The organism is Parabacteroides sp. AF17-3, assembly GCF_003635445.1.
GTDB lineage: Bacteria > Bacteroidota > Bacteroidia > Bacteroidales > Tannerellaceae > Parabacteroides > Parabacteroides goldsteinii.
On the sequence record NZ_QTMM01000013.1, the window covers coordinates 226,369 to 249,942 of the forward strand.

Annotated in this window: 19 protein-coding genes; 13 read left to right on the forward strand and 6 right to left on the reverse strand. The window is 45.9% G+C overall.

What is annotated here, in order from left to right; genetic code table 11:
- The first annotated feature begins 13 nt into the window (after positions 1–13).
- Positions 14–1,354: a sigma-54 dependent transcriptional regulator gene (locus DWW91_RS18000; RefSeq protein WP_122328495.1), complete on the forward strand. Its 1,341-nt coding sequence runs from the start codon at positions 14–16 to the stop codon at positions 1,352–1,354.
- 47 nt (positions 1,355–1,401) lie between these two features.
- Here the strand turns inward: DWW91_RS18000 and DWW91_RS18005 are convergent, their stop codons facing one another.
- A complete protein-coding gene (locus DWW91_RS18005; protein ID WP_046147848.1) occupies positions 1,402–2,070 on the reverse strand; it encodes a chloramphenicol acetyltransferase in 669 nt (222 codons plus the stop codon).
- Positions 2,071–2,928: 858 nt separating this feature from the next.
- Between DWW91_RS18005 and DWW91_RS18010 the strand changes: the two genes are divergently transcribed.
- The 10 genes from DWW91_RS18010 (at position 2,929) to DWW91_RS18055 (ending at position 16,254) form a co-directional block, all read left to right on the forward strand.
- Positions 2,929–3,723, forward strand: a complete 795-nt coding sequence (locus DWW91_RS18010) for a DUF6261 family protein (RefSeq protein WP_046147849.1) — start codon at positions 2,929–2,931, stop codon at positions 3,721–3,723.
- A gap of 296 nt (positions 3,724–4,019) precedes the next feature.
- The gene (locus DWW91_RS18015; protein WP_122328496.1) at positions 4,020–5,789 is read left to right on the forward strand and encodes an ATP-binding protein; all 1,770 of its coding nucleotides are present in this window, start codon (positions 4,020–4,022) and stop codon (positions 5,787–5,789) included.
- Between the two features lie 462 nt (positions 5,790–6,251).
- The gene (locus DWW91_RS28420; RefSeq protein ID WP_081615916.1) at positions 6,252–6,332 is read left to right on the forward strand and encodes a potassium-transporting ATPase subunit F; all 81 of its coding nucleotides are present in this window, start codon (positions 6,252–6,254) and stop codon (positions 6,330–6,332) included.
- Between the two features lie 21 nt (positions 6,333–6,353).
- A complete protein-coding gene (gene kdpA, locus DWW91_RS18025; RefSeq protein WP_122328497.1) occupies positions 6,354–8,063 on the forward strand; it encodes a potassium-transporting ATPase subunit KdpA in 1,710 nt (569 codons plus the stop codon).
- A gap of 347 nt (positions 8,064–8,410) precedes the next feature.
- A complete protein-coding gene (kdpB, locus tag DWW91_RS18030; RefSeq protein WP_122328498.1) occupies positions 8,411–10,453 on the forward strand; it encodes a potassium-transporting ATPase subunit KdpB in 2,043 nt (680 codons plus the stop codon).
- A 31-nt stretch (positions 10,454–10,484) separates the two neighbouring features.
- Positions 10,485–11,066, forward strand: a complete 582-nt coding sequence (locus DWW91_RS18035) for a K(+)-transporting ATPase subunit C (protein WP_122328499.1) — start codon at positions 10,485–10,487, stop codon at positions 11,064–11,066.
- Between the two features lie 170 nt (positions 11,067–11,236).
- Positions 11,237–12,010 (forward strand): TorF family putative porin, encoded by a 774-nt coding sequence (locus tag DWW91_RS18040; protein WP_122328510.1) that lies wholly within the window; start codon positions 11,237–11,239, stop codon positions 12,008–12,010.
- A gap of 17 nt (positions 12,011–12,027) precedes the next feature.
- Positions 12,028–13,149: a sensor protein KdpD gene (locus DWW91_RS18045; protein WP_122328500.1), complete on the forward strand. Its 1,122-nt coding sequence runs from the start codon at positions 12,028–12,030 to the stop codon at positions 13,147–13,149.
- Between the two features lies 1 nt (position 13,150).
- Entirely contained in the window at positions 13,151–14,881 is a 1,731-nt protein-coding gene (locus DWW91_RS18050) for an ATP-binding protein (RefSeq protein WP_122328501.1), read from the forward strand.
- A gap of 29 nt (positions 14,882–14,910) precedes the next feature.
- A complete protein-coding gene (locus tag DWW91_RS18055; RefSeq protein WP_122328502.1) occupies positions 14,911–16,254 on the forward strand; it encodes an aspartate kinase in 1,344 nt (447 codons plus the stop codon).
- An 85-nt stretch (positions 16,255–16,339) separates the two neighbouring features.
- Here the strand turns inward: DWW91_RS18055 and mscL are convergent, their stop codons facing one another.
- Positions 16,340–16,765, reverse strand: coding sequence for a large-conductance mechanosensitive channel protein MscL (gene mscL, locus DWW91_RS18060; protein ID WP_007659472.1), 426 nt, complete (start codon positions 16,763–16,765; stop codon positions 16,340–16,342).
- A 75-nt stretch (positions 16,766–16,840) separates the two neighbouring features.
- A complete protein-coding gene (gene hcp, locus DWW91_RS18065) occupies positions 16,841–18,496 on the reverse strand; it encodes a hydroxylamine reductase (protein WP_122328503.1) in 1,656 nt (551 codons plus the stop codon).
- Positions 18,497–18,857: 361 nt separating this feature from the next.
- Here hcp and DWW91_RS18070 point away from each other — a divergent pair, with 361 nt between their 5' ends.
- Both DWW91_RS18070 and DWW91_RS18075 read left to right on the forward strand, forming a co-directional pair.
- Positions 18,858–19,526, forward strand: coding sequence for a Crp/Fnr family transcriptional regulator (locus DWW91_RS18070; RefSeq protein WP_044215266.1), 669 nt, complete (start codon positions 18,858–18,860; stop codon positions 19,524–19,526).
- Between the two features lie 233 nt (positions 19,527–19,759).
- Positions 19,760–20,266 carry a 5'-nucleotidase gene (locus DWW91_RS18075; RefSeq protein WP_233584516.1) on the forward strand — a complete coding sequence of 169 codons (507 nt, stop codon included), beginning with the start codon at positions 19,760–19,762 and terminating at the stop codon, positions 20,264–20,266.
- Between the two features lie 47 nt (positions 20,267–20,313).
- On the opposite strand, the gene DWW91_RS18080 is transcribed toward DWW91_RS18075, so the two are convergent.
- The 3 genes from DWW91_RS18080 to DWW91_RS18090 all read right to left on the reverse strand — a co-directional run bounded on the left by DWW91_RS18080 (position 20,314) and on the right by DWW91_RS18090 (position 23,109).
- Positions 20,314–20,826 (reverse strand): ferritin-like domain-containing protein, encoded by a 513-nt coding sequence (locus DWW91_RS18080; protein WP_007659478.1) that lies wholly within the window; start codon positions 20,824–20,826, stop codon positions 20,314–20,316.
- 114 nt (positions 20,827–20,940) lie between these two features.
- The gene (gene fucO / locus DWW91_RS18085; RefSeq protein ID WP_122328504.1) at positions 20,941–22,101 is read right to left on the reverse strand and encodes a lactaldehyde reductase; all 1,161 of its coding nucleotides are present in this window, start codon (positions 22,099–22,101) and stop codon (positions 20,941–20,943) included.
- 129 nt (positions 22,102–22,230) lie between these two features.
- Positions 22,231–23,109 (reverse strand): pirin family protein, encoded by an 879-nt coding sequence (locus DWW91_RS18090; protein WP_016213103.1) that lies wholly within the window; start codon positions 23,107–23,109, stop codon positions 22,231–22,233.
- Positions 23,110–23,574 lie beyond the last annotated feature (465 nt).

A 23,574-nucleotide genomic window follows, 5' to 3' on the forward strand; every position in this document is an offset into this window, starting at 1 on the left:
AATTGTTGAATGTATGGGAAAAGTACTGATTATTGACGACGAAAAGCAGATTTTAGGTTTACTCTCACGTATCATCGGACTTGAAGGTTACGATGTGTTCCAGGCGTCCACCTGCCGGGCAGGTCTGAAACAACTGGAACAGCAGACCCCCGAAGTCATCCTGTGCGACGTCTGCCTGCCCGACGGCAGCGGCGTTGAACTTGTACGCGAACTAAAGAAGCTGCGCCCCCATTCCGAAGTCATCCTGCTGACCGCCCACGGCAATATCCCCGACGGCGTGCAAGCCATCAAGAACGGTGCTTTCGATTATATCACCAAAGGCGACGACAACAATAAAATCCTCCCCCTGATCGCCAAGGCTATGGAGAAGGCCACCGCCGCCTACCGTCAGGAGAAAGCTGCCGCTTCGCCGGTCGGCCGGCAATATTCGTTCGACACCATCGTCGGCAAATCGCCCGCCATACAGGAGGCGATCGCCCTGGCCCGCAAGGTGGCGCAAACCGATGTACCCGTGCTGCTGACAGGCGAGACAGGCACCGGAAAGGAAGTCTTCGCCCAGTCCATCCACCAACACAGTTCGCGCAGCGGAAAAGCCTTTGTGGCTATCAACTGCTCTTCTTTCAGCCGCGACCTGCTGGAGAGCGAGATGTTCGGCCATAAAGCCGGCGCTTTCACGGGTGCTTTGAAGGAGACGAAAGGACTTTTCGAGGAGGCCGATAACGGCACTATCTTCCTTGATGAAATCGGTGAAATGGCTTTCGACCTGCAAGCCAAGCTGTTGCGTATCCTGGAAACCGGCGAGTTCATCAAGATTGGCGATACACGTCCGGTAAAGGTCAACGTCCGTGTCATTGCCGCCACCAACCGCGATCTTTCCAAAGAGATTGCCGAGGGACATTTCCGCGAAGATTTGTTTTACCGCCTTTCCGTTTTCCAGATACATCTGCCGCCGTTACGGGAACGGTCGGAGGATATTCCGTTGCATGTGAAGGCGTTCGTTGCGGCTTTGTCGGCAAAGATGGGCAAGGAAATCCAGACGATTTCGCCCGATTATATCAACCTGCTGAAAAAATACACCTGGAAAGGAAACGTCCGCGAACTCCGGAATGTGGTGGAACGCAGCCTGATTATTGCGGATGGCGATGTGCTGACGCCGGATTCGTTGCCCCTGAACATTCAGCAACCCAATGCCTCGGCAAACGAAGCCTATGCCGGGTTCGACCTGAGCGGCGTTGAAAAAATGCATATACAGAAAGTCCTGAAATATACGAACGGGAATAAAACCGAAACTTCCCGCCTGCTGGGGATTGGGCTGACTACGCTGTATAGGAAGATTGAGGAATACGGGTTGTAGTTAACTATAACACACCCCCTGCCCCCTTCTCGAGAGGGGAGGGGATACTATCCCAAATATTTTTCCACCTTCTGATAGAACGTCGCCAGATGCGCCCCATCCACAAACCCGTGATGCACGTTGATCGCGACGGGAATAACCAGTTTTCCTTCCCTCGTCACCGCCTTTCCCACGTTCAGTAACGGGTAGCTGCTACCGCTTTCGCGCTCCTGCGTATGTGTCATCGATGTAAAATAAAGGTCGGGCGTCGCGCTCACCAGGATAACACTGTACCGGTTTTCTTCGGACGACAGGTTTTCGGCATTATACGGGTCTCCGTCCTCCGGGATAGAGGCGATGATACGTCGCGCCTCCCGATGGAAGTCCTCAAATCCGGTTATCCATGGAATCCTGACCGTAAAGAATTTCCCGTTCTCCTTCATCCGGATGGGGCATAAGACATCGACAGTCTCGAAATATATTATCTGCCCTTCGTCATCTACTCTGAAGCGCAACTCCTTAATCTCGTTTGCCGCCCGCAAGATGGCGTATAAATAATGTATGAAGAAGGACTGCCCGTTCTTTTTCGCTTTCTCTTTTGCCGCAGTACATTCCACTTCGGAGGTAATAGTGATACACGGATTCAGGAAATTCCGGAAGAAATTAAAGTTATCTTTCCGTTCCCACGTTTCAATATCGACGATTTGTCTTTTCGGAAAGGCCGTTTGCTTATCCATTCTCTACTAAGTTTTATTGATTAGATGCAAAGATAGCTATTTCGTTTTGAAGGAATCTATTTTTTGAAAAGGAAGACTGAAAACTTATTGTAAAATCAATCAATACCGAAATCCTCATAAGATTGATTTTTTATTAATAAAAAAATATATATACTAATAGGGGATTTTTACAATTGAAACATGTTAAATCCTAAATGAATAACCTGCTTGTATCCATTGAAAAACAATCGTGAAAAGTGTTAAGTGCGAATGACTAAATTAATCGTTCCTTTTTTCTAGTCACGTTTAAGTTTTTCTTTAGAAATAATCATATCCGATTAAATAACGCTCATTATGATAAGAAAATCAATCATTCTCTTTGATTTTTTTTGAAATAATATTTGTTTCTTTAATTATTTTTCCTTCCTTTGCAATGACAGGAAAAAAGGAACGTTTTTTCTAGTCATTTTGCTGTTAATAAATATAAACGTAAATATAATTTGACCCCTTGACGGGCCATAACTTAAATCTAATAAAAATGAAACAAAGACAATCTGAACATCCTCCGGATGTTGATAAACAAAAGGAGGAAGCGAGAATAAAAATTAGAGATAACGATAAAATTGTTTTCAAGCAAATCATTTAATACTAGATATGCCGATTTTTTGTCGTGAGACACATACGGCAGCCAAAGCTTTCGATACGAGTATCGAAAGCTTTCTACACAACGAAGGCGCCCCCGATATAAGTATCGAACCAGTTTAAAGGGTTTTTTGTTTCATCGATATAAGTATCGGGGGATTGTGTCTAGAGCGTAATGTTATTGTAAAATATTGAAAATATTTTTACCAGGTACTAAAAGAATAGAAACACATATTTATGACTAAAATACAAACATTTGGAACAAAAACACGGTTGAAGAACAACGAAAGTCTGACGTTCGGTCGTGAAATAGAAACAGCTATCGAAGCCAAAGGCGACGATACACTGGAGATAACCGATATATTTCCCGATTATAAGGCAAAATTGCAGGCGTTTGATGATAGCATTGTCAACGTTGCCAAAAGTTCTATTACCGAACAGATGACTACGGGTAACAAACAGCGTGGTAACCTGCATGTTGCCATACTTATAGAAATAAGAAACGGATTGAGACACTTCGATCAGGATAAGCGAGACGGTGCTTTGCGTCTGAGCGTATTGGCTGATACTTTTACCGGTGCCCAACGGCGCTCGTTCGACGACCAGACAAGTTTCATCAATAACTTTTTGCAGGAACTGGCGTCCGATAAATACAAGGCGGACGCTACTCTCTTAGGTTTGGACGGTTGGATAGCCGAACTTAAAAAAGCGAACGACCTTTGTGCCGAGCTGACATCGAAACGCTCGAAAGAACACTCCGAAAAGAGCGGAAAAGGAAGTACCGAAATGACACGTCCCATTTACGAGAAGGCTTATAACGCATTGGTGGAAAAACTAAATGCCCTGGCACTCGTCAAAGGAGATGATAAATACGCCGAACTGTTCGCATGGTGGAACGCGCGTATCGATCATTACCGTGTCGTCATCTCCGACAGCCTCGGAGCAGGCAAGGGAGGAAAGACAAGCACCGGAACTACCCGCCCGCCATCATCGGGAGGAAGTAGCGGTGGCGACCGTCCTGAAATTGAATAGGAGGTTAGGATTGATAAGGGGGGTAGGCGGAGGCCGCGAGGTTTCCGCCTGCATTTTTGATACGAATTTGATATTCCATATTATGTTTTTTATGTGCTATTTTTGTGATAGTCAATAAAAATCAATGGTTTTCATGGATTTAATTACAAATTATCTTTGAAGAATAGATTTATTACAATAACTTTGCAGATAATATAAAAGCAATGTTTTTCAACTATTCTTCATATGTGGATAAGATGAAACAGAAAATACAATGAATTTATTAAAAGGGTATAACCTGGGTCTAAAATAAAATTATGAAGCGCAACATCGGTATATTTATTTTACTGGAATATTTTACCGGAAAGATATATGCAGGGTGCATCTCTGCGATAAATATTTCTCCGGCAATAGGAGGGAATGTGTTTCATACTGAAAATTCTTCCATGCTGGAAAAGCCATTGAATTTTATCGAACATTATGACCTGCTGATATTCAGTCTCTATTTCCTTGCTTCCATCATTGTTGCATTACTTACAATCATCTATATCAGGCATATAAAATCGAAGATGCGGACCCGCGAATATAAATTGCTTCTTAAATATCGTGATTTATTCGACAACATGCCTATCCCATATTTGCGGTGTAAAATCCGGAGCGACAGGGAGGCGCCCGACCTTTTGGTGCTCGATGTTAATAAAGCTTTTAATGAAAAGGTACTGCCGAAAATAGATATCCTGCATAAAAATAGAGAACAACTGGAACAGACTTCATTGGGATCAATGGAGCGGTTTCTGGATATTTCTCAAGAAATATTGATTACGAAAGAAACGCATAGGGGTGAATATTTGATAAACGGATCTTATTATACAGTTATAATCCGTCTATCGGAAGAAGAAGATGTAGTGGATGTGTTCTTTGTCGATGTGACGAAGCTGAAAAATTACCGCGAAAATCTCGAACTGGTGAATTATAAACTGTCGATAGCGATAGAGGCTGCCAATATGGTCTGCTGGTATTATGATATAAAGAATGATATATTCTCCGTAAAAAAGATGGTGGCCGAATATGATTCGTTGACCGGAAAGACACACCGGAGGCTGGTTGAAGATAAAAAAGTCCCGCTGGAAACGGCTTTGATGCTGGTGCATACCGATTTCCGTGAGCAGGCGAGGGAGTTGTTCAGGCAATTAATCAGTGGAGAGATATGCAGGGGACATCTCGAATACCAGTTGAGCGATCTGAATATATATAACGACAAGGAAGTCTCATGGGAAGAGATGCTGGTTGAGGTCGAGTACGACAGCAAAGGGAATGTTATTGCCCTCGACGGTATTTTCATGCCTATCACGGAACAAAAATTGCTGGAACAGAGCCTACGTGATGCTCTCACTGCCGCCGAAGAGGCCAACCGGTTGAAATCCGCCTTCCTGGCGAATATGAGCCATGAGATACGGACGCCGCTGAATGCGATCATCGGTTTTTCCAATTTGTTGATTAACGTTGAGACGGAAGAAGAAAAGAGGGAGTATATCGGGATTATCGAAAGTAACAACGCGCTGCTGCTGAAACTGATTAATGATATTTTCGACCTGGCAATGATTGATGCGGAAACGCTCGACTTTAACGAATCGAGGACTTGTATAAACCATATTATCGACGAGATTGCGACGTCTGCCCGGATGACGAACAGAAATAAGGATGTGCAGATTATCTCCAGCAAAGGTTTGATGGAATGTTATGCTGTCATTGCCAAACACCGTTTGATGCAGGTGCTGACCAATCTGATGAACAACTCCATGAAGTTTACGGAGAAGGGAACTATAACGGTTGGTTATGAATATAACCAAAGGGAGAGCCTGTTGAAGTTTTTTGTCAGGGATACGGGTATCGGCATTCCTAAAAATAAGGTGAAAGATATATTCCATCGTTTCACAAAGCTGAATACATTTATTCAGGGAAGCGGTTTAGGCCTGAGTATATGTGAAATGATTGTTCATAAGCTAGGTGGTAGGATATGGGTGGATTCGGAAATAGACAGAGGTACCTGTTTCTGGTTCACCGTACCTTACCAATTTACCGAATAATATTTTTTTTTGATTTTAAGTTATTAGGTCGTGAGACCTGCTGTAGCCAGATATGTCGTGAGATATAGGCTACCTTTACTTTTATTAAAGCCCCGGGCCCTATACAAGCCGGGGCTTTATTTTTATTCTCTCACTCTCTTTTTCATCTTTCCGTTTTAGTATACTTTACCGTTTTGACAGGACGACCTTTTCAAAATGGAAGGGTTGCCTCTTCCGACGTTATGCTGCGTTTTTCTGATAAGTATTTGTGATACAGGTTTTAACATGTTGTTGTCTCCGCTTTGGCACGGCTTTGGCATATAGAAGGGCAAAATGATTTGTATAAACGATTAAAAGACAAAGCTATGTTAGAGAATGAAATTGTATCATTTATTTTTTTATGTGCGGTAGGTAGCCTTTGCTACTGGTTTTTTTTCAAGTGTGTAGATTGGTTCGAAAAGATTTAAAGGAAGGAGGAGAGATATGTTCGTAGCACTGTTTATACTCTGCCTGGTTATCTTCGGGTATCTGATGTATGTGTTGATTAAGCCCGAAAAGTTTTAAACAAATAATGATGGTAAAAAGATGAATACGGAATTATTAGGTAGCATCGCGCAAATAGTACTCATGGTCGTGCTGGCCTACCCGCTGGGGAAGTACATTGCAAAAGTTTATAAAGGGGAGAAGACCTGCCTGGACTTCATCGCCCCGGTGGAAAGATGGATTTTTAAACTGTGCGGCATCGACCCGAACGTGGAAATGAGTTGGAAGAGCTTCCTCAAAGCATTGCTGACCATTAACCTGTTTTGGTTTTTCTGGGGAATGTTCCTGCTGTATTTCCAGCAGTACCTGCCGTTGAACCCCGACGGCAATGCGAGCCAGTCGTCGCACCTGTCGTTTAATACCTGTATCAGTTTCATGGTGAACTGTAACTTGCAGCATTACAGCGGCGAGAGCGGGTTGACTTATTTTACACAGTTGTTTGTCATCATGCTCTTCCAGTTTATTACGGCGGCAACGGGTATGGCGGCCCTGGCGGGAGTTTTCAAGGCGATGGCATCGAAATCGACCCATACGATCGGTAACTTCTGGAATCTGCTGATGAAGAGTAGTACACGTATCCTGCTGCCGTTGGCGCTGGTGGTTGGTTTTATCCTGATTATAGAAGGTACGCCGATGGGATTCGACGGCAAGATGAAACTGACGACGCTGGAAGGACAGGAACAACTTGTTTCGCAAGGTCCGGCTGCCGCAATCATCCCGATCAAACAATTGGGAACGAATGGCGGTGGTTACTACGGGGTTAACTCTTCGCATCCGTTGGAAAACCCGACTTACCTGACGAATATGGTGGAATGCTGGTCCATCCTTATCCTGCCGATGGCGATGGTGTTTGCATTGGGATTCTATCTGAAACGGAAGAAACTCGCCTATTCGATATTCGGAGTGATGCTGTTTGCCTACCTCGTGAGTGTCGGCATCAATACATACTATGAAACGAAAGGGAACCCGATGATCTCGGCGATGGGAATCGACCAGCAGGCCGGTGCCATGGAAGGAAAGGAAACCCGCCTCGGTCCGGCTGCCACCGCTTTGTGGAGTTGCACGACGACGGTGACTTCCAACGGTTCCGTGAATGGCATGCATGATAGCACGATGCCACTGTCGGGGATGATGGAGATGTTGAATATGCAGATTAATACCTGGTTCGGCGGTGTAGGCGTGGGATTCATGAACTATTACGCTTTCCTGATTATCGCCGTCTTTATCAGCGGGTTGATGGTCGGGCGCACGCCTGAGTTCCTGGGAAAGAAAGTGGAGGCACGCGAGATGAAGATTGCGACGATTGTGGCGCTGGCTCATCCGTTCGTTATCCTGATCGGCACGGCGGTGGCATGCTATTATTGGGTATATAATCCGGCCTTTGTGGAGGCGGAAGGAGGGTGGCTGAATAATCCGGGCTTCCACGGGTTCAGCGAGATGCTTTACGAATATACGTCGGCTTCGGCAAACAACGGGTCGGGATTTGAAGGACTGGGCGATAATACCTATTTCTGGAACTTCACGACTGGTCTGGCACTGATTATCAGCCGTTATCTCCCTATCGTCGGGCAGGTTGCCATTGCGGGACTGCTGGCACAAAAGAAATATATCCCGGAAAGTGCAGGGACATTGAAGACAGATACGGCCACATTTGCCGTGATGACGTTCAGCGTAATCTTTATCGTTGCCGCCCTGTCTTTCTTCCCTGCGTTGACGCTGGGGCCGATAGCGGAATATTTCTCGATATATTAATAACGATTGATTGAATTAATACGTATCACAGTTTATTAAATGATGAATGTTTATTAGTAAAAACTGATTGTAACTTTTTCCCCTCTTGAGAGGGGGCAGGGGGTGTGTCATATCTCAGCCTGTAAACCGGCTTTATCATGCTACCCTCAGTATAAATTAAACTATTTCCATGTTAATGCATTTTAAGTCTGCTTTATTGATATGTGTTAACACACCCCCTACCCCCTCTCGAGAGGGGAGAAGTTACTCCCGGCACTATAAGCATCTAGCTGATATTTTCCGGTATATGAAATTAACTCTGTCAATAGATATACAATTTATATCGAAACATAAAAAGAATAAGTTATATGAAAAATAATAAAGCCGCTTCCCTGTTTCCCAGGGAGCTTGTTATAGAAAGTTTGAAGCAATCGTTCGTGAAGCTGAACCCGAAGACGATGTTCAGGAATCCAATCATGTTTATCGTGGAGGTTGTCACGTTCGTAATGCTCTTTGTCACCATCTGGTCCGCTGCGACGGGCGATCACGCGCAGGGTTCGTTCGGATACAATATGTTGGTTTTCATTGTGCTATTTGTCACCTTGCTCTTTGCCAATTTTGCCGAGGCAATAGCCGAAGCACGCGGCAAAGCGCAGGCAGACAGCTTACGGAAAACCCGTGAGGAGACACCTGCCAAACTAATCGGTGCGAATGGCTGTATCACGACAGTCAGCAGTTCGCAACTGAAGAAAGGCGATATTTTTATCTGCGAGGCAGGCGATACCATCCCTTCCGACGGTGAGATTATCGAAGGACTCGCCTCTATCGACGAAAGTGCCATCACAGGCGAATCGGCGCCGGTCATCCGCGAGGCAGGCGGCGATAAAAGTTCGGTAACGGGCGGTACGAAAGTTTTGTCCGACCAGATACGTGTGAAAGTGACTACGCAGCCGGGCGAAAGTTTCCTTGATAAGATGATCGCCCTGGTTGAGGGCGCTTCCCGCCAGAAAACACCCAATGAGATTGCGTTGACCATCCTGCTGGCAGGTTTTACGTTGGTGTTCGTGGTTGTCTGCGGGACGTTGAAGCCGATGGCTGATTATTCGAATACGCAGATTACGATTGCTGCCTTTATCTCCTTGTTCGTCTGCCTGATTCCGACGACGATCGGTGGACTGCTTTCTGCTATCGGCATCGCGGGCATGGACCGTGCCTTGCGTGCAAATGTAATTACCAAATCCGGTAAGGCTGTGGAGACGGCGGGCGATATCGACACACTGCTACTCGATAAAACAGGAACGATCACGATTGGCAACCGTAAGGCAACTCAGTTCTATCCTGTAAAATGGATTGACGAACAGGCATTTGTTCAGGCTTGCCTGATGGCATCCTTATCCGACGAAACGCCTGAGGGCAAGTCTATCGTGGAACTGGGACGCGAAAAGGGTGTCCGCATCCGCGACCTGAGTACGTCGGGTTCCCGCATGATTAAATTTACGGCGGAAACGAAATGTTCAGGCGTCGACCTGAAAGACGGAACACGTATCCGCAAAGGAGCTTTCGATGCCATCCGCCGGATGAGCGAGGCTGCCGGAAATAAATATCCGGAGGAAGTAGCCGAACTGGTGGAAAAGATTACCAGCAACGGAGGGACGCCGCTGGTCGTTTCGCAGGATGATTTTATTATCGGTGTGATTGAGTTGCAGGATATTATCAAGCCGGGAATACAGGAACGTTTCGAACGCCTCCGCAAGATGGGTGTCAAGACCGTTATGGTGACAGGCGATAACCCGCTGACTGCAAAATATATCGCTGAAAAGGCTGGCGTAGACGATTACATTGCCGAAGCCAAGCCGGAAGATAAAATGAACTATATCAAGAAGGAGCAGGAAGCCGGAAAACTGGTCGCCATGATGGGTGACGGAACGAACGACGCTCCCGCACTGGTCCAGGCAAACGTCGGTGTCGCCATGAACAGCGGTACGCAGGCAGCCAAGGAGGCCGGAAATATGGTGGACCTCGACAACGACCCGACCAAGCTCATCGAAATCGTTGAAATCGGCAAACAGTTACTGATGACGCGCGGAACGCTGACCACATTCAGCATCGCGAACGATGTTGCCAAGTATTTTGCCATTGTGCCGGCTTTGTTCATGGTCGCTATCCCGCAGTTGGCAGCATTGAATATCATGCACCTGCATAGTCCGCAAAGCGCGATACTCAGTGCAGTTATTTTCAATGCGCTCATCATCCCGGCTTTGATTCCGTTGGCATTGCGCGGTGTCGCTTACAAACCGATCGGGGCTTCCGCCCTGCTTCGCCGCAACCTGCTCATCTATGGGGTAGGAGGGATAATTGCTCCGTTCGTCGGCATCAAGCTGATCGATTTGGTGGTAAGCATGTTTATGTAATCATTAATAATAAAATAAAGAACAAACAAGTATGATATCAACTCTTTTCAAATCATTTAAACTGACAATAGCATTCAGTCTGTTGTTTAGTATCTGCTACATCTTCGTCTTATGGATTTTTGCACAGATAGCAGGTCCGAATAAAGGTAACGCCGAAGTTCTTGAACTCAATGGCAAAGTCGTGGGAGCCGCAAACGTAGGCCAGAACTTCACGGAGGACATCTATTTCTGGGGACGCCCCTCTTGTGCGGGCGATGGCTACGATGCTTCTTCTTCCGCCGGAAGTAACAAAGGCCCTTCCAACGAAGAATACCTTTCGGAAGTCAAAGCCCGCATCGACACTTTCCTCATTCATCATCCTTATCTGACACGTGAGGAAGTGCCCGCCGAAATGGTCACCGCCAGCGCTTCCGGACTCGACCCCGATATCTCCCCGAAAGCCGCCTATGCACAGGTACAACGTGTCGCACAGGCGCGCGGCCTCTCGCCCGAAAGCGTCATGGCCCTGGTGAGTGCTAATACCGAAGGACCCTTATTAGGTTTGTTCGGCCCGGAGAAGGTTAATGTCCTGAAATTGAATATCGCTTTGGAAAAGGCCGAAAAAAATAAATAACAATCGTATCGAAATACCAAACGCAGGGTAAAAATCATCAGATAAACGTATTTATGGGCAAATACCTAGGTAAAAACGCATAAAAACAACTATTTATGGGTTAAATCGGCGGCGTAGCCTCAAAATAAATATATCGAATGATGAATACCCTGGTAAAAATGCATAAAACAATGAATATATCTATAAAACGCATAGTAACGGCGTTTCTGTTACTGTTTTTTACCTCTTTTACATGCGTCATGGCTCAAAAAGACGATAGCGGAGCCACATTTACCGTGCAAGGGGACCTTCTGAGTTCGTATCTTTGGAGAGGGTTCTATCAAACGGGAGCAAGTTTCCAGCCGACCCTCGCTTTTAGCGTCGCCGGCTTCTCTCTGACAGCGTGGGGATCGACCGATTTCGACGGTTATAAATCTTCGGAAGGTGCCGCCAACAAGGAAATCGACCTGACGGCCGCCTATACCTTCGGCAACTCCGGACTTACCCTCTCCATCGCCGACCTGTGGTGGGCGGGACAGGGAGCGAACAAATACTTCAACTTCAAAAGCCATGAAACCGCCCATCATTTCGAGGCCGGACTGGCTTATACGCTTCCCGTGGAGAAATTTCCCCTCTCCGTTGCCTGGTATACGATGTTTGCCGGACAGGACAAGGACGAGGACGACAATCAGAACTATTCTTCCTACGTCGAACTCAACTATCCGTTCCGTGTGAAAATGGTCGACATGACCGCCACCTGCGGTTTCCTTCCCTATACCTCTTACGGAGTTTATACGGGGGCGAAGACCAACGACGGATTTGCTGTTACCAACGTCGCGCTGAAAGGAAGTACCGCTATAAAGTTCAGCGATTCATTCTCTTTGCCTATATTTGCGCAGGCTATTTGGAATCCCCGTATGGAAGATGCACATCTGGTCTTTGGCATTTCACTAAGACCGTGGTAATCTGAAACAAGCAACTCATGGACAGAGAACAGAGCGTACAACACTTTTTAGATTTGCTGAAAAAATCCCGCCGCGGAAATTTCAAGATATACATCGGCATGATTGCCGGTGTGGGGAAAACCTACCGTATGTTGCAGGAGGCACACGAATTGCTTCGGAGCGGTATCGACGTGCAGGTAGGTTACGTGGAAACACACGGCAGGGTTGAAACGGAGGCGTTGGTCGAAGGTTTACCTTTGATACCGCGTCGCCGGTCATTTTATAAGGGGAAAGAAGTGGAGGAGATGGATTTGCAGGCTATCCTGAATATCCATCCGGAGGTCGTGATAGTAGACGAGCTGGCGCACACCAACATCGAAGGTAGCAAGAACGAAAAGCGCTGGCAGGACGTTTCGGACATTTTGGAGGCAGGTATCAGCGTCATCACCGCCGTCAATATCCAGCATCTGGAAGGGTTGAACGAGGACGTGCAGGATATCACCGGCATCGAGATAAAGGAACGCATCCCCGACAGTGTCCTGGAACAGGCGGACGAGGTGGTGAATATCGACCTGACAGCCGACGAATTGGTGAAACGCCTGACAGCCGGAAAAATATACAAGCCGGAAAAGATTCAGACGGCGCTGAACAACTTCTTCAAGTCCGAAAATATTCTCCAGTTGCGTGAACTTGCCTTGAAGGAGGTTGCGTTACGTGTCGAGAAGAAGGTGGAGAGCGCGGTCCCCGTCAATACAGGTGTCCGGCATGAAAAATTCCTGGCTTGTATCAGCAGTCAGGAGAAGACGCCGCGAAAGGTCATCCGCAAGGCTGCCCGGCTGGCTACCCGCTACAACACGAAGTTCTTTGTTCTCTACGTGCAGACGCCCCGCGAAAGTATCGACCGCATCCCGTTGGCAAACCAGCGTTACCTGTCGAATCATTTCAAGCTGGCGGCCGAACTGGGAGGCGAAATCATACAAGTGCAGTCCAGAAGTATTCCCGACAGCATTATCGAAGTATGCCGCGAAAAGCAGATTTCGACCGTCTGTATCGGGAAGCCTGCCTTTACGCTTGTTTCCGTGTTCCGTGCCTGTTTCCAATACCGGAAATTGCTGAATAGCTTGTCGCAAATGAATATTGACCTGATAATATTGGCATAATATGTTACAGTCTGTTAGTCTGAAGATTAAAACGAAGCTCACCTATGGTATAGGTCTGCTGTTTGCAATGATTGTCCTGCTGGGCGGTCTTTCGGTAAAGAATATCTACCGCATGTCGGCGGATACGCAGAATATCCTGGCGGATAATTACAATACGCTCCTGTATTCGCGCCGTATGCTGGATGCCCTCGAACGTATCAAGACCGACCCGGTGGCGCGTACCGAGTTCGAAAAGAACCTGAACCTGCAAAAGGAGAATATAACGGAAGTGGACGAGAATGCCGCGACCACCCATCTGATCACGCAATACGAATCCATGAAAAAGGATATGAACGACGCCTCCATCCAACGTGTCCGCATGGCGTTGAACGAGGTGATGAGCCTGAACATGGCTTCCATCTACCGGAAAAGCCAGGTGGCGGAGCATACGGCACATGAAGCCTTATTGTGGATTTGCATCCTCGGCATCACCTGCATCCTGATAGCCTTTGCCTTCCTGATCCGCCTCCCCCGGTCCATCAACACGCCGATCCACAAGCTGACGGACGGTATCATGGAGATTGCCAACCATAATTATGAGAAGCGCCTCGACCTCGGGAAATATGAAGAGTTCGCCGCCGTCGCCAACTCCTTCAACCGGATGGCGGAACGGCTGACCGAATACCGTAAAAGTACGCTGGCGGATATTATCCAGGGGAAAAAATACATCGAAGCCATCGTCAACAGCATCACCGAGCCGATCATCGGACTGGACGGGAACCGTAAAATACTTTTCGCCAACGATGTCGCCCTGACAATCCTCAATCTGAAACGTGAAAATGTCATCGGCAAGTCAGCCGCCGAACTGGCGCTGAAAAACGATCTCCTGCGACGCCTCGTGCGCGAACTGGTGCAACCCGACGAAAAGAAGGAGCCTCTCAAAATTTATGCTGATAACAAAGAAAGTTATTTCAAGGTACAATACATTCCCATCCATTTGACGGACGGGCAGAAAGACGTCAGCCAATACGTCGGCGACGTTATCCTCCTGAAAAACATCACCGAGTTCAAGGAACTGGATTCGGCAAAGACGACCTTCATCTCGACCATCTCTCATGAACTGAAAACACCTATTTCAGCCATCATGATGAGCCTCAAACTCCTGGAAGACCAGCGGGTAGGCGATATGAACAACGAACAGAAGGCGCTTGCCGAAAGCATTAAGGAAAGCAGCGACCGCCTGCTCGAAATAACCGGCGAACTGCTCAAAATGACGCAGGTGGAAACCGGAAAACTGCAACTGAACCCGAAAATCACCAAGCCAATCGAACTGATAGACTATGCCATCAAGGCGAACCGTGTGCAGGCGGAGCGTTTCGGCTGCCATATAGAGGTCGAGTATCCGGAGAAAATCTCCAAACTCTTTGTCGACAGCGAAAAGATAGCCTGGGTCTTGACAAATCTTTTGTCGAACGCCATCCACTACACGCCGGAGAACGGCCGCATCATCATCGGTGCCCGCCAGGAAGGCAAAGTCGTGGAGATATTCGTCCGCGATTTCGGCAAGGGCATCGACCCGCGTTACCACCAGAGTATCTTCGACCGTTACTTCCGCGTTCCCGGTACGAAAGTGCAGGGTAGCGGCCTCGGACTGGCTATCAGCAAGGACTTCGTCGAAGCTCATGGCGGAACCATCCGCGTGGAAAGCGAAATAGGAAAGGGCAGTACCTTTATCGTTTCATTTAATGTCTGATAATAAGTAAGAAAACACAGTAAACAATCATGAAAGTATTAAAATTTGGCGGTACATCTGTCGGCTCGGCCCGACGGATGAAGAACGTCGTATCTATCATATCCGGCGGTGAACCTAAAATTGTCGTCTTATCGGCGATGGCCGGAACAACTAATTCGCTGGTCGACATCACCCGTTGCTTCTATCGCAAGGAGGTCGATGAGGCAAATAAAATCATTACCCGCCTTGAACAGGCTTATGCCGGTCATATCGAGGATTTATATACCTCTGTCGCCTATAAGGAAAAGGCGCTGGAACTGGTAACGGAACGTTTCAATGAAATATGGGCGTTTGCCGGTACTCCTTTTACCGTCTTCGATGAAAAGGTGGTGCTGGCGCAGGGTGAATTGATTTCCACCGGCATGATGCATCTTTACCTGCAAGAGCAGGGAATGAAGTCGGCATTGCTTCCGGCTCTCGATTTTATGCGGATAAATGCCGACGGTGAGCCGGATATGTCCTACATCGAAGAGCATCTCGGAACACTGCTGTCCCGCTTCCCGGACACGGATATCTTTATTACTCAGGGTTTCATCTGCCGGAACGCATATGGCGAGACGGATAACCTGCAACGCGGGGGAAGCGATTACAGTGCCTCCCTGATCGGAGCGGCCGTCCATGCCAGTGAAATACAGATATGGACGGACATCGACGGTATGCATAACAACGACCCGCGCGTGGTAAACCATACCGCTCCTGTCCGTCAGCTTAACTTTGAAGAGGCGGCGAAGCTGGCTTATTTCGGAGCGAAGATACTCCATCCTTTTTGCATCCGCCCGGCAAAGGAAAGCAATATCCCGGTCCGCCTGCTGAACTCCCTGCAACCCGATGCTCCCGGAACATTAATCTCGAATACAGCGGAGAAGGGCAGGATCAAGGCGGTAGCAGCGAAAGACAATATCGTCTTCATCAAAATGAAGTCGTTGAATATCCTGCCGCCTCATAAGTTCCTGAGCACGGTGTTCGATACATTCGCCCGCTACAAAACGGCCGTCGATATGGTGACGACTTCCGACATAGGCATCTCCGTGACGACCGACAATCCCGAACATTTGCAGGAAATAGTGGGCAGCCTGGAGAAATATGCAACGATCAGTGTCGAAAAGGATATGGTAATCGTCTGCGTGGTCGGCGACCTTGAATGGCAGAATGTCGGCTTCGAGGCAAGAATCATAGATGCATTGAAAGATATCCCCGTGCGGATGATTTCTTACGGGGGAAGCAGCAGCAACGTCTCCCTGGTGATGAAGTCCGCCGATAAAACGCGTGCATTGCAGGCACTGAGCTCCCGCCTGTTCCCGAAACCGGATGAGACGGAAGCGATTGGTGCCTGAAAACAGAAGCGTGCCAAAAAGAGGCTGACCTCTGTTTTGACACGCTTCCTTGTTGTTCAGGAAACCTTACGGATAAGGTTTTTCTTTATTTCTTTTCTTTCAGTAAGTCACGTATTTCAGTCAGCAACTGAACATCGGCTGGCGGAGCGGGAGGGGCGGCAGGCGCTTCTTCCGTTTTCTTTTTATTCAGGGCATTCATCCCCTTTACCATCATAAAGATAGCAAACGCAATAATGATAAAGTCGAAAGTCACCTGTATAAAATTCCCGTAATTGATTGTGACGGCAGGCGTAATGACTTTATCGCCTTCCATAACCGCCTGTTTCAGCACGATTTTTAAATCGGTAAAGTTGACTCCACCCACCAGTAACCCTACGGCAGGCATGATAATATCTCCAACGACCGAAGATACGATTTTTCCGAAAGCACCACCAATGATGATACCGACAGCCATGTCAACGACGTTGCCGCGCATGGCAAACTGTTTAAATTCTTGTAAAAACTTTCCCATACATATTCGCCTTTTTTATGTTATAACCATAAATGATTGCATTTGGTTGCGAATATACAAAGTTTAGTTAAAATATCAGGCAAGAATTAGCTTTTCTATATCTTCATCTACGGTGTTGATGGTTCCGATGCCGAAGTTTTCAACCAGTACCTTCGCCACGTTCGGTGAAAGAAATGCCGGCAACGTCGGTCCCAGGTGAATGTTCTTAACGCCCAGGCTCAGCAACGCCAGCAGGACGATAACCGCCTTCTGTTCATACCACGCAATATTATATACAATCGGCAGCTCGTTGATATCTTCCAGTCCGAAAGCCTCCTGCAACTTCATGGCGATGACGGCTAATGAATAACTGTCATTGCATTGTCCGGCATCCAGCACGCGGGGAATGCCGCCGATGTCGCCGAGTGGCAGCTTATTGTAACGGTATTTGGCACAGCCGGCCGTCAGGATTACGCAGTCGGAAGGCAGTTCGCTGGCGAACTCCGTATAGTAATTGCGGCTTTTCATTCGTCCGTCGCAGCCGGCCATCACGACGAATTTACGGATGGCACCGCTCTTAACGGCGTCGATTACCTTATCGGCCAACGCCATAACCTGGTTATGGGCAAATCCTCCGGTGATCTGTCCGTGCTCGATTTCTTTGGGCGCGTCACATCGTTTGGCATGGGCTATGATTTCCGAGAAGTCTTTCGTCCTGCCGTCTTCCCTTGACGGAATATGTTTCCATCCCGGAAAGCCTGTCGAGTTGGTTGTATACACACGGTCTTTATAAGAAGCTCCTTCCAGTGGCGGAACGATACAGTTGGTCGTGAACAGGATGGGTCCGTTGAAGCTCTCGAACTCTTCCCGTTGTTTCCACCAGGCATTTCCGTAGTTACCGACAAAATGTTTGTATTTCTTGAAGGCTGGGTAATAGTTGGCCGGAAGCATTTCGCTATGCGTATATACATCGACTCCGGTTCCTTCCGTTTGTGCAAGCAGCTCTTCCATATCTTTCAGGTCATGGCCGCTAATCAGAATGGCCGGATTGTTGCGTACACCGATGTTTACCTGTGTGATCTCCGGATTACCGTAACTGCTGGTATTGGCCTTGTCGAGTAATGCCATTGCTTTTACACCGTAACTGCCGGTTTCCAAAACGAGTGCCGTCAATTGTTCGGCCGAAAGGTCTTTCCGCAGAGTTTCGGCAAGGGCATGCTGTATGAAAGCATGTAAATCCTTTTCCTCGAATCCCAGATTGCCGGCATGTTCGACATAAGCTGCCATTCCCTTTAAGCCGTAGATGATGAGTTCTTTCAGGGAACGGATATCGGGATTGGCTTCACGCAACACACCGACCGTAAGGGCTTTTCCTTCGAAAGTACTTTCGTTGCCTTTCCAGACCAGTTCATCGATGACCGGCAGTTCGATGCCGTATCCGGTCGCCTCTTCTTTTAGCTGCTCCCTAAACTTCAAGCCATTGACAATTCGGCCGGTAATACTCTCTATATCGAAGTTCGCATTTGTTATAGTAGAAAAGAGCGCATCGACAACGAAACGGTTGATATGCGCGGGAACTTCTACTCCGGCATTCCGTAACAGGGTAGCCACAACGGAAACACCTTTGGTGACAAATAAAAGCAGGTCCATCCGGTTGGCCGTTTCATCATCCTTCCCGCAGACACCCTTGATAGTACAACCGGTACCTTTCGCAGCTTCCTGACACTGAAAACAAAACATTTTTGCATCCATACTATTCTATAATTTATTGGTTTATATTATTCCGAAACAAAAGTAGGACAGGCCGGTCTCTTATATTGTACCAAATGTTACAAACGCGGATATTTCTTTGATAAACGCGGTCATACTTTCATTTGGATACGGGGGAAACATGTGTCGGTTCCTATGTCATTTTATTTATCTGCTGATGTAAGTTGTTGCCGACGTCCTCGACAATATTGCCGACACTGTCGAAAGCTTTGCCGACGTCGTCGATTATTTTGCCGACAGCGTCGGCAACAACTTACATCAGCAGGAGAATAAGGTTTCTTCCGTATCTTTTCCTATATTTGCCTGTATATATAATTGAATAAGTCTGTATATATAAATGAACATGATAGCAATTCTTTCTAAATCCATATTATTCCGGAATATCCCGGAATCAGACATTTCCGGTTTGTTGGAGACAACGGCTTACCGGGTCGCATCTTACCGCCCAAAGGACATTATAGCTTTGCAGGGAACGCCATGCAATTATCTGATGATCGTGTTGAACGGACTTTTGCAGGGACAGATGGTGAATGATGCGGGTAAACTCGTTGTTATTGAAGAATTGGAAGCGGCTCAGTTGTTAGCCCCCGCTTTTTTATATGCCCCAAAAAACAATTTGCCGGTAAATATCATCGCCATGGAGCCGTCAGAGATTTTATTTATCCATCGGGATGATTTTACCGTGTGGATGCAGCAGAACAGGCAGCTTCTTCAAAACTTCCTGATGCTGATATCCGGCAGGAGCCATTTCCTGAGTGACAAGATTATGTTCTTGTCTTTGAAGAATATAAAGAATAAGATAGCGGATTATTTGCTTCATAAACTGCCGGACGCGTGGTCTACGGTGATTCATCTGACCGATACTCAGCAGGAGATAGCCGATTCATTTGGTGTGACCCGTCCTTCGTTGGCACGTGCATTGGCAGAGATGGAGCAGGAAGGAATTATTTCTATAGACAGGAAAGTGATAACGATTTGTAACATGCAGCTTTTGCGGCAGATGGGGCAATAAAGCATCCAATCGGAAACAGTTTTGCCAGCCAATATCCTTAATAAGGATTAAAAGAAATTAATCCGTCAGACTGATATACCGACTTCGGTCAGCTTTTAATTATCTTCGTAACTGAATTTTAGAACAGTGCCACAAACCGACCCGGAAATGGACTTAACCATAAAAGGGGAAGAGGAAGATGTGAAAGGGAATAAAGTTTAAAACTGGAGAATTTCGATAAGCAGAATATCACTTTGGGAACATCTGTCCAGTTGAACGATAAAGGTCGTCTTTGTCTGAATGTATTTCCCGGAAGTGGAATGAGTCTGAAAATAACGGTTGGTAATGATACTGTAGAACAAGAATATAGTTATGATTTAAAACCTCATACATGGAATGCCCTTGATATAGATTTGGCCGGACTTCTTATTAAAACAGAAGGGAAGATTAACCGGATTAATTTATCCTGTGCTCCCGGAGGACGGACGCTTTATCTTGATCATATTTATTTTTGTGAAGAAAGTGAAGGTGAGGGAGAAGAACCATCTGAACCGGAAGAACCAGTCGGACCTACTGTAGCTGCTCCTACTCCTTTACAGGCAGAAAGCAGAGTTGTTTCGGAAACTCCGGCTATAAAGATGGCAAGTATCGAGCAGAGATGGAACTCATTGGATATACTTCTGTTTGATTATCAGAAATATATTAATATGGCAAATCTTTATTTTATCCGGCTGGAATCGAATAAACCCACAATTTTCTAAGAAAAGAGTGGGTTTATTTTTTTAAGTAATCTATACCGGACCAGGTATTACTTATTCAGGAAAGAACTTTTCATTCTGGCAATATCAGTCAGATAATCCTGCAAATCCTGTTCATGTTCTTCTTCCATAGCCAGGATATGTTTGGCTATTTCGCAGGTAGTAAAGTCTTTGCCATCTGTAAATTCGGCAATTTGCTGGTATCTGACAATGGCGCAACGTTCTGAAGCGACATTCTGGTTCAGCAGGCTGACAACATCGAAGTCATTTGGTACGTCATATTTGCATCTGGCCAGTTCGAACCATTGTTTCGGATCGAGAACGGGAACACCTTCCAGTTCGATGATACGGTCGGCCAATAGTTTGGCATGGCCTAACTCTTCGTTGGCATGTTCTTCAAATTCAGCCTGTACGTTTGCACGCATAGCACCTTCTGCAACCAAAGCGCCTACCCAATATTGATAGTATGCTAACCATTCTTCTGATAATGCAGCGTTAAGCTGTGATAACAAACTTTCTACGTCTAGTTTTTTCTGTAGAATCTTAACACTTTCTTTTGCCATAATTGTAAAATTTAGTTTAGTATAATGCTCGTTCGTACTGTTCAAACAATACTGCCGTGTGTTTGTTCATACTAAACTAAATTGGAATGGTAATTTATTATTTTTTCTATTATGTTAGATGTAGGCTTTCCGGTAGAGAGCAAGAAGATCTTCGACGGTAACGTCTCTCGGATTGCCGGGAGTACATACATCTGCATAAGCTGATTGGGCCAGTTGCTCCAGATCTTCTTCCTTTACTCCAATCTCGCTTAGTTTCTGTGGAATGCCGATTTTCAGGGATAGTTGTTTGACGGATTCTACTGCTGCGATAGCTGCCGTTTCATCGTTCATTCCTTGTATGTTGCATCCCATTGCTTGTGCTATTTTCTTATATTTCTGAATGGAAGAAGGCATATTATATTCCATCACATAAGGAAGTAACAAAGCATTGGCAACTCCATGAGGTATGTTATAGAAAGCTCCCAGGGGATGAGCCATTCCGTGTACGGCTCCTAATCCGACGTTACTGAATCCCATACCTGCAATATATTGAGCTACTGCCATACCATTACGCGCTTCAAGATCATGGCCGTTGGCAACGGCTGCGGGAAGATGGCGGGCAATCATTTCAATGGCTTTCAGTTCAAACATATCTGACATTTCCCAGGAACCTTTGGTTATATAACCTTCGATAGCATGGGTGAGCGCATCCATACCGGTCGCAGCAGTGAGCGATTTGGGCATGGAACTCATCAGCTCTGCATCGACGATTGCCAGGACTGGAATATCATTCGGGTCTACACAGACCATTTTCTTGACATTCTCTTCGTCGGTAATCACATAGTTGATAGTTACTTCTGCTGCTGTTCCTGCCGTAGTTGGCAAAGCTATAATAGGAACGGATTTGTTTTTGGTATTGGCTACACCTTCCAGTGAAACGACATTTGAGAATTCAGGGTTATTAGTAATAATCCCTATTGCTTTTGCCGTATCTGTCGGGGAACCGCCTCCTATGGCTATGATGAAATCGGCAGCAGATGCTGCATATGCTTTTACGCCGGCTTTTACATTTGTAACAGTTGGGTTTTGTTTTACTTCTGCAAAAGTGGTGTAGGGGATAGCCGCCTGTTCCAATATGTCGGTAACCTGTTTTACTACTCCAAATTTTACAAGATCATTGTCTGTTACGATAAATGCTTTTTTAAGGTTTCTCCTTTTTACTTCTTCAGGGATAACACTCCTTGATCCCGGACCAAAGTAAGATGTTTCATTCAATACGATTCTGTTCGTGTTCATGATCGTTTTTCTTTTGTTATGTATTGTAATAGGGCGTCAAAAGTAAAGCATTACCAGTTTCTGAAACTTATAAATATGATATTTATGGTTTCAAAACTGATAATGCTTTTACGTTAGGATTATTGTCGTTTAATCGTCCAGTTTGCCGAACTTGCCGGCTCCCAAATCAATGTAAGCTTGTTTTAATTCTGCCACGTTATTCATAACGAACGGACCATATGCTGCAATAGGTTCTTTGATCGGTTCACCACTCATTATAAGAACAGTAGCTTTGTTTACAGCGTGGATGGTGAACGTTTCTCCTTTAGTTTCAAATAAAGCAAAATAGTCGGTTGGAACCAATTCATTATTATTGATTTTTACGGAACCTTCAACGACTAAAATAGCAGTATTGTAGTCTGCCGGAAATGAAAATTCAGCATTTCCACCTTTGTTTAGTTTAGCATTGAACAGATGCATCGGGGTAAAAGTGGATGCTATTCCGTTTGTATTCTGATATCTGCCTGCAATAACTTCCACCATACCTGTGTTATCGGGTAATTCGACTTTAGGTATCTGGCTGTTTTCGATAGATTGATATTTAGGATCGGCTTTCTTATCCCTGGCGGGAAGATTGATCCATAATTGTACAATGTGGAATTCGCCTCCTTTCCGGCTGAAACTTTCTTCGTGATATTCCTTATGAAGTACTCCGGATGCGGCTGTCATCCATTGGATATCGCCCGGTCCGATCACGCCGCTGTTGCCTCTGCTGTCGTGATGGGCTACTTTTCCTTTATATACGATTGTGACGGTCTCAAACCCGCGGTGAGGGTGTACTCCGACTCCTCTCGGCTCTTTACGTGGAGAGAACTCCATTTTTGCATTATAATCTAACAGGATGAAAGGATTCATACGTTCCCTGCTTAGTTCTTCCAAATGCGGTATGAAATTATGAACTCTGAATCCGTCTCCAACCATATGCGGAGCAGGCGGAGCTATGATACTTTCTACTTTTTTTATTGTCATAAAATAATCTCTTTGTTTTTTAGTAAAACAAAAAAGAAAATGGCTTTGTTGTTGCAATTCGTTATTCCCATATTATAATGTATAGGGAAGGTCCTTGAAAAGATCTTAGTTAGGTAATAACGTCTGAATTTTAAGGATAGTTGCATGGTGAGACTCTGTTAGATTTTTTTTCTTTTGTAATTGTCAGTCGTTCAGAATTATAGTCTGTCGGTAACGATTTAGTTGAAAAAATAATCCCATAAAAGTTTGGAGCGTATGTTGTAAAGCACTACTTTTGCATCCGCATTCGAGAGAGAACGGCACTGCAAAACATGATGAAAAAAACTTTTAGAAAAAACTTCCTAAAACATTTGGAAGTATGGAATAAAAGTTCTTATCTTTGCATCCACGTTCGCTAAAATAAAGCGAGTGTAACAACAAGAGTTCTTTGAAAGATTTACATATCAACAAGTAGTACAAGTATTA